This is a genomic window from Vibrio sp. SCSIO 43132, assembly GCF_019904195.1.
Taxonomy (GTDB): domain Bacteria; phylum Pseudomonadota; class Gammaproteobacteria; order Enterobacterales; family Vibrionaceae; genus Vibrio; species Vibrio nigripulchritudo.
Genome location: NZ_CP063199.1, coordinates 2284143 through 2298053, shown reverse-complemented (window position 1 = coordinate 2298053; position 13911 = coordinate 2284143). Strand labels below are relative to the sequence as shown.

Below are 13911 nucleotides of genomic sequence, written 5' to 3'. Positions count from 1 at the left end.
AACTTTTAGGGGTTTAGCTATTCGCTGCCTGAGTAGCGGAATGCCTCACGAGTCAGGGTGTTGAGCTCCACATCGCTCATATCACTGTGTGCCACGGTGATCCTTCCCAGATAAATTAACGGAACCTCAGACGCTCGTTTCTCAAGGTAGAATTTGATTGACTCAGCCGTTGCCACGCCTAAATCGTCACTCATGCGCATGGGAGTTGCGTCTAGCTCATCCAGCTTGATTTTTTCAATCTCTTTGGCTGTACCGCCCCAACCGGTGACAAAAATATCATCCAGTTTCTTGGCTTCACGCAGCGCATCAACCGCACCCATGGTCATTGCCGTATTGGCATTGTGAACCATGGTGACCTCTGGGAAATTATCTAATATCAGGCGCACTCCATCTGCTCCCCCAAGCTTCTGGTATTGCCCAAAGTGCTCGTACACGCTTAACCATTCACCTTTATCCTCAACGCAGTCAATAAACCCCTGAGAGCGCTGAGTATCGGTGATTCCTGGAATACCGCGGTTGGCGGCGAAGCTCACGTCATTTCCGAGATGTTTAATAACATAGTCACAAAGTACTTCTGCACCCATCGCGCTGGAGAAATCGAACCAGGCATCCGGTTGGAATTCCCATTCAGGGTTTGGGGTATGGAACGCCCATATAAACGTCTGAAAGTCGGTGGATGCCGCCAGTTTTTGAATATTGCTTGATTGTAATTCCAGTTCCGAAGGACCAAAAATCACAAAATCGTAAGGAACTTCAGCATTCAAAACGGAGTTGGTGTGTTGAGTCTGAAGGGAGTGTTCGATCTGCTTGGATGTGAACTCGGTGACTTCGAACGGAAGCTTCAGAGCTTCCAGTCTTTTTGTCATTGCGGTGTAGTTTCGGACCCAAAAATCAGAAATATCCGCACTGGGATAAATAATTGCGATGCGTATCGGTTTTTCTGGTTTTTTCGTCAGCGGTTCAGGTGGAGCACTTACCGTGATCTGAAATTTCTCCAATTTACCCGCATCTATCTGATGTATCTGGGAGTTCTTAGTGTTTGAACTATCAGCAAGCCCATCCGTAGGTGAAAGTGCCAGAGTTCCGGTTATAGCAGCAAATAAAAATTTATAAATGTGATAGTTCATCACTGTTACCAATTATTAAAATATGTATTAACATTATTGTAATTATATAAAGCCGATTCTTACAAAAAGATACTTTATCGAATAAAATTATGACAAAAATCATAAGGCGAGCAGTAAGCCTGTTTGCTATTGCTTTCAGCTCATCCAGTTTTGCTGATGGTGCCGAAGGGGATTTCCTTGCATATGCGCAGGAAAAAGTTGCAAAGGCGATTGCCAGTAATCAAATTTGGGATGGTCCGACTGATGGACCACGCATTACACGAGACAAGAACATCATTTTCATCGCTTCCGATCTACGTAACGGTGGCGTATATGGCGTGGCAAGGGGGATGTCAGAAGCCATATCAAACCTCGATTGGCACCTGAGGTTTATCGACGGGCTGGGGTCTAAAGTCCGTCAGGGTGCTGCATTGAGGAAGGCGATAGGGTTTGAACCTGATGCCATTGTTCTTGGTGGAATCGATGCCCAGCGGCACCGGGAAACCCTCAAACTTGCAGAAAGTTTGGGGATTGTGGTCATTGGCTGGCACGCGACAGAGCTGGCGGGTGGGAACAAAGATCTCGGTCTGTATATGAACATCACCACCGATCCGCTCGATGTTGCGGAAGTGGCGGCGTTGCTGGCAGTTGTTGATTCTAAAGGCACCGCTAAAGCGGTGGTGTTTAACGACCCTAACTACCAGATCGCAACCATCAAAGCCAATAAGATGGCGCAGACTATCGAGCGTTGCCCGACCTGTACCATGCTCGAAATTCAGCCTCTTCCGCTTGATGAAATTGCCGAGAAAATGCCTGACACCTTCGAGTACTTGTGGAAAAAGCACGACGAACAAATCACTCATATTCTCGCCATCAATGATCTGTACATCGACTATGCGATTCCTTCTCTTGAATCAAACCTTGAGAAGGGAAAACCCGTTCCAAGCAATATATCTGCGGGCGACGGCAGTAAAGCGGCTTACAAACGCATTGATCAGGATTTCTTCCAGCTGGCTACCGTCCCAGAACCCCTTTATTTGCAAGGATGGCAAATTATAGATGAGCTAAACCGAGCTTTTCACCAACTTCCGCCCAGCGGTTACTCCGCACCTGTTCACCTAGTGACGCCCGAAAACGTCGAGGAACTGATCAACCAGGATGACACTGGTATTTATGATCCTGAAAACGGCTATCGTGACGCGTACCTGAAGATATGGAAGGGTCGATGAAATTATCTCAAGTTAGCATTACTCAGCGGATTATCTTCTCCAACCTATTGCTACTGGCTATAGTCAGTGTGGCCATATTTACGGTGATTCGCTCGCTCTACTACGTGGAGTCCACCCTGAAAACGGAAGCGTCTGAACACGTTTCAGTACTAACGGTGAACTCTGAAATCAGCCGACGCGTATTTGCTCTGACATCACGCGTGAAGTTACTGGAACAGACATTTCTGTTCAGTGAAACCACGCTTTCTGAAGAAGCGTTTAATATCGATCTACAGTTGCAACGCTTGAGAGATCTCTCTACCAACCGTGATTTTTCCAAGAAGATGGACTCGTTTATCGATAACTTCCATCGCTTTCTTGGCAGTTCGCTGGCTCTAAACCGCATTCTTAAACAGACGCAGGAAATCGACGACACGCTAGCCGAGCAGCTGGATCAGCTAGAGTTAGTGGTCGCAGACAGCAAGCTCACTAACATCCGTGAACCCGATTATATTCGTTACAACAACGAGCTAGACTTGGTGAACATGTTGCGTGAGGTGTTCCTGACCGTTGGTAAAATGGTCGGCAACATTCACAGCCGAATCACACCAGAGACTGAAAAAGTTCTGATCATCGAAATTCAAAAAGAGCTGGATATCTTCCTTCTTCATCTTGAAAACGTCGATATCGACACGCCACAAGTGTCTGCGCAGAAGAAACGCATGAAGCGCACGGTAAAACGTTACAACGCTGCTCTTCGTCGTATCAGTGCGAATTTAGAACAACGTTGGCTGGTGATGGCGGCGTTAGTCAATGCTCAGAACGAATTGCTTGCCATGGTAGAAATGACCGAAGCAAGGGTGCAGAAGCAAGCGCTAGAGCTCAGTCAGCAACTGGAACAGGAAATTGGAAAATCGCGTTTCAACGCGGTAGTGACTAGTATTCTGGCCTTCTTGTTGTCCATTTTGCTGATCAGTCAGGTGGTGAAACGCCATATTCGTAAGCCGCTGGATGACTTAAAAGAAGGCTTTGAAGGTTTGGAATCGGATGGGGCCAATAAGCCGATCAACCTAGGGCGGACCGATGAATGGAGCCACATCGAAAACGCCTTCAACAAAATGGCAGTCAGGTTGTCTGAGGCGTATTCCGACTTAAACGAAGAGAAGAAAAACTTCGACTTCCTGGCACACCACGATCCACTCACGGGGCTGGCGAACCGCTTGTTAGCCACAAAGCGTCTGGATGACGAAATCGAGAAAGCCAAAAAACAGGATAGCTCGTTCCTGCTGTTGTATCTTGATATTGATGAGTTCAAAACCATCAATGATTCACTTGGTCATGCATCAGGTGACAACTTGCTCGCCAACATTTCAGAGATCCTCGATCAACTGATTACCGATATTGGATTTGTTGCCCGAATGGGGGGCGACGAATTTATGGTGGTGCTTTCTAAGGTAGAAAGCCTTGAAAATGGTGAAGTGCTGGCAGACCGAATTAACAAGGCGCTGCGCAAACCTTATTACATCAACGATAAAACCGTGTTTGTGTCCGCCAGTATCGGTGTGTGTCAGTTCCCACAACATGGTTCGGATGGCGAAACCCTGATTCGAAATGCCGATACGGCGATGTATCACGCGAAACGCAATGGTCGTGACCAATATCGTGTCTATGCCGACAAGATGACGCTCGAAGTGACCGACTTGATCGAGACTAATGTGGGCTTGCATCAGGCGATCAAAAACGACGAACTGGTGGTGTTCTTCCAGCCTAAAATCGATCTGGATACTCAGAGCGTCGTTGGTGCAGAAGCACTAGTGCGCTGGCAGCATCCGAAGCTCGGCTTGCTTCCACCTGTCGATTTCCTTGAAGTAGCAGAAAAAACCGATCTGATTATCGATATTGATAAGTGGGTCTTCCGCGAAGTCGCGAGCATGATCACCCAGTGGCAGCATTCAGGCATTGATTTGGAAGGAATTATCTTCTCGGTCAACTTCTCGGCGAGGATGTTCTTCATGACCGATCTTGCCGACCAGTTGCAAGCCATTCTGGACGAAACAGAGTGTCGACCGGATCAGCTTCTACTGGAAATTACCGAGCGGGATATGATGCGTGATTTTGAAACCTGTGTACGTACCATCGAATCGCTTCGCTCAAAAGGCTACAAGATTGCGATTGATGACTTCGGAACGGGGTACTCTTCACTATCTGTGCTTAAAAATCTTTCTGCGGATTGCATCAAACTCGACAGAGGCTTTATTCAGGAAGTGAACTCTTCCAAACTTGATTACGAGATCACCAGCGCAGTATTGAAAATGGCGCAAGTGCTCGATTTAACGGTGATTGCAGAAGGAGTAGAAACCGAAAGCCACGTCGACGCATTGGTGAAAATAGGCTGTCGCTGTGCTCAAGGTTACTACTTCGCCAGACCTCTGCCTGTCGATGATTGGATTGGTTATCTGACCGATGATCAGAAAAAGCAGAATATAGGGTAAGTTTCCTATCTGTATAGATAAAAAGAAAGAGACCATTTGGTCTCTTTCTTTTTTCTAATCTGCTGTTTAATTTGAATAACGCCTCATCCAACCCAAGCCTTCATTTGTCGTCGTTTTAGGACGATATTCGCAGCCAATCCAGCTCTTGTACCCCATATTTTCCAGTACTTCGAACAGGTAGGGGAAGTTGAGTTCGCCTAAATCGGGTTCGTGTCTGTCTGGGACAGAAGCGACCTGAACATGCCCAATGTAATTGCCACATTTCCTAAGTAAGCGAGTGATATCGCCATCCATAATCTGAGCATGATAGAAATCAAACTGAAGCTTCACGTTTGGGCGATCAATCTGGTGGATAAGCTCAATGGCTTCTTGTTGGTGTGAGATAAAATACCCATGTACATCACGGCTGTTGAGAGGTTCAAGCATGACTTCAATACCCTGTGTTGCAAATGCATCTGCCGCGAAACGAATGTTCTTAATAAAGGTTGATACGTGCTGCTCTCGGGAGAAACAAGACTCTACGATCCCAGCCATGGCGTGGACTTTTTTGCAGTTGAGCGCTTGTGCGTAGCCTAGTGCTATTTCAACACTCTCACGGAACTCGCTTTCGCGATCGGGCAGAGCAGCGATGCCTCTGTCGCCGCTTTTCCAGCTTCCGGGTGGGAGGTTGAACAACGCCAGTTCCAGATCATTCTCTTTCAGCTTCTCCGCGATATCCCTGGCTTCATACTCGTAAGGGAAAAGAAATTCGACCGCTTTAAAACCAGCGCGTTTAGCCAGCTCAAAACGATTCGGGAAATCCACTTCATTAAACAGCATAGTCAGGTTTGCCGCGAACTTTGGCATGGGGTTGTCTCCATTCATCCGTGAATAGCGAAGTTACAATTCTAACAGTGCAGCTCATAGAAAGAAAAAAACAGCAAGCCTGAGCTTGCTGTTTTAGGATCACAATCTCGAAGGGCTGTGAGATTCTAGCCACAACAGCTGCAATTGCGTTTGTACTTGCTCATTTTCCCAATACCGGGGTTAAAGGTATTGGTTGGATCAAGTGAGTGATAAAATGCCTGCAATTGCTTTTCTGCTTCGTATAGATGCCCGACGTTGTGTTCGGCAGGGTATTTCGCACCTTTTTGGGTAAGCAATTCCAACATTTTGGCTTTGATCTTTTTGGTGTCAGCCCCTTTTTTGAAGATGTAATCCTGATGGAAAACATGACACATGAAGTGACCGTAGTAGAGTGCCATGACCATGTCGTTTGTGATTTCTTCTGGCAACTGCTCCACCCAGTCAATGTCGTTTCGGCGTAAAGCGATGTCCAGAGCGAGAATGTCTTCCACCTCTTTCGAATGGATTGTCTCATAGCGTATGGCTGCTCCTGCGGCTGCGAACCGGTGAAGCAGCGCTTTTTTACCCTCGTCAGCCGTACATTCAAAGTAGTCACAGCCATCTTGTTTAGACCAAACGTTGCCCAGATAGGCTTTTGCTTCTTCAATTCCACCATCACTCATCTTAAGAATCAGGTGATGTTCGTATTTATTCCGATAATCCAGCATGCGTTCCGGCAAATGCTGAGGGAAGAGCTTGCTCATCCAATAGAGTAGGGTATCGGGCAGGTCTTTCGAGACAAAAGGAATGCGATTTAAAACCGACTCGACCTTGGCTTTTAAAGCAAAGAACTTGGGGAGTTTGTCTGTGCCTAAATGATGGATAGAAAGGAATACATCTTTACCGTAATTTTCCGCTAAATCGAAAATGTCGCGGTGCATGTATTCGCCCATTTCCGGCAAGTTTTTGAAGTTACTCAGCATTTCACGGCGAAGCATGGTCAGCTTAGCGGGGTCGTTACAGCCAATGTAGAAAAGCTGCTCTTTCTCAGGAACCGGATAGGTATCAACACGCACTGCAAAAACAGCCAGCTTTCCGGCACAGCCACTGGCTTCAAATAATCTACGTGAGTCAGCGTTAAAACGAGAAGGAGTTTCTGCATCTACGTCTCGGACTCGTTCGTCGTATTCTCTGTCTGACGCCATGGCGTCGTTGTGAATGATTTTGCTCGCATCGAAGTTACCTGCTTCGACATTGGCAAGGATCTCTTCTGGTGTTTCTCCAAGCCCTTCAATTCCTAGGTGGTTAACGAGCACCAATTCGCCTTCTTTTGTTACCTGGCCGAACAACGCCAATTCGGTATAAGCAGGCCCCCGTTTCACCAGAGCACCACCAGAGTTATTTGCAATACCACCAACCACAGTAGCGCCAATGGAAGAAGACCCAATCACCGAATGGGGAGCTCGGTTTACTGTTTTCAGCGTTTTCTCAAGCTTGTGCAAGCTCACACCCGGTAAACTAATGATCTGCTTACCATCTTCGATTAAATGGAGCTGGTTGATACGCATGATGTTAATCACAACGACTTCTCGATCATAGTCGCTACCGCTGGGAGCACTGCCTTCCGTCAAGCCCGTTTTCGCCGCCTGCATAATCACAATACAGTTAGCTGCGACGGCTGCCTGCAATAACTTCCATTGTTCCACCAAGCTGCCCGGGAATAGCACAGCGAGTGCTTTTCCTTTACCAGATCGAAAACCCGAGCGGTAATATTCGGTTTTCTTTTCCTGGGTTAAAACGTGCTCTTGCCCGACGATATCGATGAAGGTGTTGATTAGCTCTTGGGTACTCATAGCGTCCTTTTCACAATGTGTGATCGGTTTGTTAATCGTTGTAGTGTGTTTATCTTAATTTCGAATACCAATCTGAACCAGAAGCAGACACCATATATTTGCCAAAAACGCCATTAAAGCTACACGACAGAAATGGCTGATTTGTTTGAAAACAATCAGTTAGTTAGATTTTATTTTGTCATTATTGGAATAAATAACATTGTATTTTTCCAAAAGTGACATAATTGAGTGAGTGTAAAAGTTAAATTTTATGTGAATAGAAAGTGATCTGGTGCAAGGTTTTGAGCGTGGAGACTAAGTGGATACCATTGGTGAAGAAGCGAGGTTATTTTGAATGTTAAAACTCGAACTATGCTGAATTTTGCGTTGAAATCTTCAGTCATTTTTTATTAACTGCTTGATTATTGGAATGTAAAAAAATATTTAAGCTGTGAAGTGTTAGGCTAGTGTTTCTTGTCTTTAAGGGAGTTAAAGCACAATGTTTGATTGGTCAAAAAAGAAGATTGCAAAATCGGTAGCTAAAGAAGTGACCCCTAGGCTAGCTGTAAAATACGGCATAAAAGAGCATTACTCTAAAGAGGAAATAGACTGGGCGTTAGTGGCGCTCGATAAGAAGTCTGATCTAAGCTACAGCAATTATGCTTATGGCATGATGGCTAGCCAAAGCTTATACATGTCTCTTGGTCTAAGTTCATCTTTTGGTGCTCACCCAGATTTTCATCGAGAAGTCAGCGAGATTCTCTTCAATCATCCTTCTGCAACAACAGCGGATAAATATTTGGAATATGCATCCACTCATGGTGTGAGTACACCGAAACCTGATGTATCGCATGATGGTTTTGGTTCTGCTGGTACGGAATCTGATTTTAATTCTGGTGGCGGAGATTCAAGCTTCTAAACGGATCATTCCAATAAAAAGTTAGGAGTAATAACAGGTTATCTATGATTACTTGTATTTATTCTCTCTCTCAGCCGCACACTCAATTCCCCCGGAGTGGTCAGTAAAAAGGTTTTAAATTCTCTGGTCATATGCGCTTGGTCTGAAAAGCCTTGTGCGTATGCAAAGTCGCTGAGCGATACATTCGGGTTTTCTCTTAGTTTTGCCACACTGCTATGCACTCGGCGAAGGCGCTGAAAGTATTTTGGGCTCATGCCGATCCATTCGCGGAACTGCCTTTCCACCTGCCTTTGGTTTTGTTGAAACTGCTCGCCAATTTTTCCGTTTGTTGCCAGATGGATCAGTGAAGAGCGCTTGGCAAAGCTCGGGTTGTTGAGTTCAATATTGCGGCTGCACCATCGGTATAGGGTTGATAAGAGGGCACTATGATTGGTTTGTGTTGTGAGTTGGGTATGGAGTTCAGATAAGAGTGCTTGTGAGCTGGAGGCGTCTGAAAACAAAGATGAAGGCGTCATTCCCGGGTGGAATCGCATACCACAAAGTTCGGCGTTTTCTCCTAACTCAATAAACTGTGTTTGCTTGCTGTATTGCTGAAAGTAAATAGGAGTTTTGATGGGCTCGCCTGCCATGCAGACTTCGCCACTGAGCAAGAAGGTGACTCCTGAACCTCCGTCACAATAAAGAGGTTTGGACGTCGAATCGTGCAAACCTTTTACGACTTTAGCCGACCAGATGGCTTGCACATGGTCGGCTAACTTCTTCTTAGGTTTTATGATTCGAAAATCCATTGCGTTGATAGGGTCTGTTGGCCTTTCGTGGTTAAATTTTGTTCGAGTTCTATGTGTTTTAATCGCGGCGCAAGGTCTTTAGCTTAGTCATTCTAAGCAAATACCTTGCAACAAAGAGTAAAGCGCATAGAACCGAACCCTTCGGGCAGCATTTGTGGCTCCTTTCTACTGTGTTACCGCTTATTGATGTAGAGCGACTACATCGAATAAGCGCTGCCTTGTATAAAGAACCCACAAATGGCTGCAAAAATCAGCTCGAAAGGTCAACAGACCCTAAGTGTTTTTTACCATTTGGTTAACCCGATAAGCTGCCGATTTCGGGCTTGAATGTTTTGGCAATGCGATTCCAGCTATTAATGGCATTCACAGCCAGAGTCAGAATGACGATCCCCTGTTCACCAAACACATTGAGTATCGCGGAATAGTCATCATCCGAGGCATTACCTTCTTTTATCAGAACTTCTGCCCAATGCAGTGCAGCCTGTTCTTGTTCACTATACAACGGCATTTCACGCCACGCACTTAACCCTATCAATCGGTGTTCCGATTCTCCGTTTTTAAGCGCATCTTTACTGTGCATATCGATACAAAACGCGCACTGGTTGATTTGCGAAACACGCAGTTTTACCAACTCCCAAAGTTCAACGGAAAGGTGGGGAACCTGCTCGAACTGAGCTCGAAGATAATCTTCCTGCCCAAGCAGAATCTGAAAGCCCTCTGGGGCTGCGTTGAAATAATCCAATCTAGTTGCCATATGCCTATCTCCTTCATCGTTTAGCTATAGGCTAACCAGCGTTGAAGGCGATTGATTGAAGAAATTCGACATCAGCAAAAAAGACGGAAAATCTTACTCAACCTCACACAAATATCGGCAGCGGGCTTTTACTGATCACCTGCCTTACAGAAAGGTGCGTGTGTATGTCTTTCACGCTGGTTATTCTGTGTAGCTTTCGGGTAAAGGCTTCGTACCCAGCGAGGTTAGGGCTGACGACTTCGAGCAGATAATCGTAGCCACCCGACACAATGTGCGCACTCACAACTTCTTCGATGTTTTCCAGCTCTTCTTCAAATTTTTCTATCGACTCTGCCTGGTGGTTATTGAGGCTGACTTCCACAAAAAAACTCATTGCGATGCCGACTTTTTCCCGGCTCAGGTTCGCCTGATAGTCTTCGATATATCCCTCATCTTCGAGGCGTTTAAGGCGTCTGGCGCAGGGAGAAGGAGAGAGCCCGACTCTTTCGGAAAGCTCTGCGGTAGATAAGCGTCCTTCTTTTTGAAGCACGGAAAGGATGTGGCGATCAATTCTGTCCATAATCTTCTTGGCGATTTTCGTTAATAATTGGACTAATCATGATGGAATCCACCAATCATGGCAAGAAACTGTGCCACATTCGCCGAATAAGTGCGGTTGATCTGATGAATAATTTATCTGTTCGAAATTCTTGTTCAGGTATTTTGTTATGGAAAAAGTCGCCAGCTATTTTCAATCCGCTGTAGGTTTACCAAATGTATCTCCTAATTTAAAGGGGTACGCTGTTATCACATTAGTGCTGTTTATCTGGACAGGATTTGCTCTTTCCATCCGAGCGATTGGATCGTCGCCATTGGCGACAGCGGATGTTGCGTTGATACGCTTCTTGGTACCAGTTGTTTTGCTATTGCCTTTTACCGCTCGTTACCTGGATGAAATCAAACAAATAAAAATGACCGATTTGGTTATGATTTTGCTTGGTGGTGTGCCATTTCTCTTTATTGCTTCTATGGGGGCGAATTACGTTCCTGCTGCGTATGTAGGCACTGTTCTGGCAGGAACTCCGCCATTTTTTGTCGCAGTGATTGGCTGGTTATTCTTCCGTAATGCTCTATCTCTGAAGCGAATTGTTTCGCTGGCTCTTATTATGCTCGGCGTTGCCATTATGGTTGGAGGGCAGGGTATGGGAATTTCTGGCGATTTTCTCAAGGGCATCGCGGTACTGCTAAGTGCGAGTACGGTTTGGGCTGTCTACACCATGAGCTTAAAGCGTTCAGGATTAAGCCCTATTGCTGTCACCATCTTGATTTCCTGGTGCTCCCTGCTGATAACACTTGCGCTGGTTTTAAGTGGCTCCGTATCCAGCCAGTTTGGAAACTTCTCTTTGAGTGATGCATTGCCATTTATTCTGGTGCAGGGGCTTTGTGTGGGCTTGTTTTCCACCATTGGTTATAGCTACGCCATCAGGCAGCTCGGCTCGGAGCAGGCGTCCATCATTGGATCTCTATCGCCAGCGTTAACCGCACTTGCGGCTGTGCCAGTGTTTGGTGAGGGATTATCAATCGCGATTGCAGGCGGGATAAGCTTGACCGTGATAGGGGTAATTTTGTCTAACCGTTCTTAAGGCAATCATCCGATTGTGCTCAACATGAACCTGATTCACTGCGCAGTGATGTCTTTGAATTTCTATAGGTTCTTACGGTTTAGACCCAATTTTTTGCTGGGGTGCTAAAACTCATAGTTGCCTAACTTAACGATATGCGAGCCGTGTACTTCGCTCACATTAAGTTCTCTGGCGATAGCTTCAATATTGGAGTAGTTGATACCGCCACCAGGAACGATGGTTAGCTTACCCTTTGCCATGGCTATGGTCTCTTTCAGATAGGCGATGTCGATGGGCTCTGAAATAGGGCATCCGTGAGAAAGAATATGAGAAACACCCTGCTCATGTAGCCAGTCAATCGTTTCTTGATGCTCCGATCTTGGAATACTGTCAAACGCCATGTGAAATACCGTTTTCAACCCCTCAGCAGATTCGAGCATTTTTAGCGTAGCTTCTTTGTCGATAGAGTTATTCTGGTTTAAACAACCAAAATCAATCGCATCGGCACCGAGTTCTTTGGCAAGTTTAATATCGGTCTGCATAATTTCAATTTCCTGCGGTGTGTATATAAAATTGCCTTTACGAGGTCTTATGCAGACTACTACCGGAATATTATTTTTATGTGCGTATTCAATCGATACTTTCATTACGCCATTACTGACGGTTGTTCCCTGTTCTAAATAATTATCTTTTAAGCTGATTCTGTTTGCGCCATTTTTTATGGCATCCGGTATGGAGGTGAAATTCTCCACACAAATTTCTTTGATCATAATATTTCCTGATTGTCGTTAAGTGATGAATGGGTATTTGGAACTATTTACTTTTAAAGAGGTGAACTACTTCAGAAATAGCCGCTTTATCTGTAACCGGAATCTGATAGTCATCTATATCGTTCGCCCCCATTTTGCTGTGCTCAGAGGTAAACATCATTTTCGTCGGGCGAGTCGTTTTTCCTGAAAGATGCAATTCTTTCACTCTGGTTTTCGCAGCAAGGTCTTTAGCATTACCGGCATTCACACCAGCGCCTGCCATGATGGAAATGCGGTCTCCAGCCTGCTGGACAAGGCTTGCTAACGTGTTTGTACCTAACGGGGCAGTTGCAGCAAATCCAGAAGTCAAAACCCGCTCACAACCGAGGCTGATAATGTCTTCCAACCCTTTTTCTGCGTTATTGCAATGATCAAATGCGCGATGAAAGGTGACACCGAGCTTCAGTTGGTGGGCGTAATCGCAGAGCTTTCTTGCGTGCTGCATATGAATGTGCCCTGTGGATGTTAATGCACCAAGTACAACTCCCTGCAACCCAGCCTGTTTTGCGCAGGTTATGTCTGACATCATAATGTCTATTTCATCTTCGCTATAAAAGAAGTCTCCCTGGCGAGGTCGAATAATAGCGTATACCGGGATGCTCGATATTCGCCCTGCTTGTTGCATTAATCCATAGCTAGGTGTCAATCCACCCAAAGCTAATGCTGAGCAAAGTTCTATTCGGGTTGCGCCTCCAGCAATGGCGCTATAAAGAGACTCGATATTTCCGATCGACACTTCAATTTCCATATCCATAATAAATTCCTCCATTTTCGAATGTAAATTTGATAGAATGAATAATTCTCATATCTGGTTTTATCGATATGAGCGCTTTAATTATTTACATGGACTTTAATCGTGAACCGAAGTGTTGATACACGTAGTCATTATCGAAGCCATCTACATTCTGACTGGAGAAAATTAGCGGTGTGACACCTTGTTTTAAGGCTTCTTTTTGCGATTCGACAACAAGCATATTCATGATCAGAATGCCTGCGATGCTGGAAAATGCCCCCGTTACTTTCCCGTTTACGTTACACAACCCATCACCTGGTGGCACCTGGTTATCAATGACGATATCTGCAATATCCATCAGTTTCAGACCAGAGCTATGACGGCTCGGATACTTAGACGACTGCTCAACCGAGGTTATCGCGATAACCGAATGACCTTTGGACTTTGCGATTTGTGCAAATTCTATGGGAAGTGGATTTCGCCCGGAATTGGAAATCACCATAATCACATCGTTAGGGGAGATGTTCTGATCATTCCAGATGACTTCAGCCAGCCCCGGCAGTTTTTCCATTGCCGATCCTCGGAGTGCTCCATCGTTAGTGAGCAATACCGAATCCAAAATAGCGTTGATGTTGCCAAGACCACCTGCACGAATAAATCCTTCTAAACCAATCATATGAGAATGACCCGTTCCCAGAACCTGTATCATGTTGTCTTCAACGATAGCCTGTGTGAACAGCTCCGTTGCCTGAGACAAAGCTTGCTGATTGGAGTCTACAAGCGAGGTGAGCTTTGGCAGTAAGCGGTTAAAATACTCGGACATATTTTGTTTCTCCTTTACTGT

Annotated in this window: 13 protein-coding genes; 4 read left to right on the top strand and 9 right to left on the bottom strand. The window is 45.5% G+C overall.

Annotated elements, in window-relative coordinates; genetic code table 11:
- Positions 1-17 precede the first annotated feature (17 nt).
- A complete protein-coding gene (locus INR79_RS10310) occupies positions 18-1127 on the bottom strand; it encodes a substrate-binding domain-containing protein (RefSeq protein WP_022606429.1) in 1110 nt (369 codons plus the stop codon).
- Positions 1128-1216: 89 nt separating this feature from the next.
- Here INR79_RS10310 and INR79_RS10305 point away from each other — a divergent pair, with 89 nt between their 5' ends.
- Complete coding sequence (locus tag INR79_RS10305) at positions 1217-2335, top strand: substrate-binding domain-containing protein (protein WP_022550839.1); 1119 nt, start codon at positions 1217-1219, stop codon at positions 2333-2335.
- Positions 2332-4806, top strand: a complete 2475-nt coding sequence (locus INR79_RS10300) for a putative bifunctional diguanylate cyclase/phosphodiesterase (protein WP_004402135.1) — start codon at positions 2332-2334, stop codon at positions 4804-4806. The genes INR79_RS10305 and INR79_RS10300 overlap by 4 nt, the downstream gene beginning before the upstream one ends.
- A 66-nt stretch (positions 4807-4872) precedes the next feature.
- On the opposite strand, the gene otnI is transcribed toward INR79_RS10300, so the two are convergent.
- Together otnI and dld are read right to left on the bottom strand one after the other, a co-directional pair.
- Positions 4873-5652: a 2-oxo-tetronate isomerase gene (otnI, locus tag INR79_RS10295; RefSeq protein ID WP_223094032.1), complete on the bottom strand. Its 780-nt coding sequence runs from the start codon at positions 5650-5652 to the stop codon at positions 4873-4875.
- A gap of 125 nt (positions 5653-5777) precedes the next feature.
- The gene (dld, locus tag INR79_RS10290; protein WP_223094030.1) at positions 5778-7484 is read right to left on the bottom strand and encodes a D-lactate dehydrogenase; all 1707 of its coding nucleotides are present in this window, start codon (positions 7482-7484) and stop codon (positions 5778-5780) included.
- Positions 7485-7962: 478 nt separating this feature from the next.
- Here dld and INR79_RS10285 point away from each other — a divergent pair, with 478 nt between their 5' ends.
- Entirely contained in the window at positions 7963-8382 is a 420-nt protein-coding gene (locus INR79_RS10285) for a DUF6559 family protein (RefSeq protein WP_223094028.1), read from the top strand.
- Positions 8383-8420: 38 nt separating this feature from the next.
- On the opposite strand, the gene INR79_RS10280 is transcribed toward INR79_RS10285, so the two are convergent.
- The 3 genes from INR79_RS10280 to INR79_RS10270 all read right to left on the bottom strand — a co-directional run bounded on the left by INR79_RS10280 (position 8421) and on the right by INR79_RS10270 (position 10483).
- Positions 8421-9170 (bottom strand): helix-turn-helix domain-containing protein, encoded by a 750-nt coding sequence (locus INR79_RS10280; protein ID WP_223094026.1) that lies wholly within the window; start codon positions 9168-9170, stop codon positions 8421-8423.
- A gap of 295 nt (positions 9171-9465) precedes the next feature.
- Positions 9466-9924, bottom strand: a complete 459-nt coding sequence (locus tag INR79_RS10275; protein ID WP_223094024.1) for a carboxymuconolactone decarboxylase family protein — start codon at positions 9922-9924, stop codon at positions 9466-9468.
- A 103-nt stretch (positions 9925-10027) separates the two neighbouring features.
- On the bottom strand, positions 10028-10483 hold the full coding sequence (locus tag INR79_RS10270; protein WP_004402221.1) for an Lrp/AsnC family transcriptional regulator: 456 nt from the start codon (positions 10481-10483) through the stop codon (positions 10028-10030).
- Between the two features lie 148 nt (positions 10484-10631).
- Here INR79_RS10270 and INR79_RS10265 point away from each other — a divergent pair, with 148 nt between their 5' ends.
- Positions 10632-11546: a DMT family transporter gene (locus tag INR79_RS10265; protein ID WP_223094022.1), complete on the top strand. Its 915-nt coding sequence runs from the start codon at positions 10632-10634 to the stop codon at positions 11544-11546.
- A 104-nt stretch (positions 11547-11650) separates the two neighbouring features.
- Here the strand turns inward: INR79_RS10265 and INR79_RS10260 are convergent, their stop codons facing one another.
- The 3 genes from INR79_RS10260 to INR79_RS10250 form a co-directional block, all read right to left on the bottom strand.
- Complete coding sequence (locus INR79_RS10260; protein WP_223094020.1) at positions 11651-12295, bottom strand: copper homeostasis protein CutC; 645 nt, start codon at positions 12293-12295, stop codon at positions 11651-11653.
- A gap of 43 nt (positions 12296-12338) precedes the next feature.
- The gene (locus INR79_RS10255) at positions 12339-13088 is read right to left on the bottom strand and encodes a copper homeostasis protein CutC (RefSeq protein WP_223094018.1); all 750 of its coding nucleotides are present in this window, start codon (positions 13086-13088) and stop codon (positions 12339-12341) included.
- A gap of 85 nt (positions 13089-13173) precedes the next feature.
- Positions 13174-13890, bottom strand: a complete 717-nt coding sequence (locus tag INR79_RS10250) for a sugar isomerase domain-containing protein (RefSeq protein WP_223094016.1) — start codon at positions 13888-13890, stop codon at positions 13174-13176.
- Positions 13891-13911: the final 21 nt, after the last annotated feature.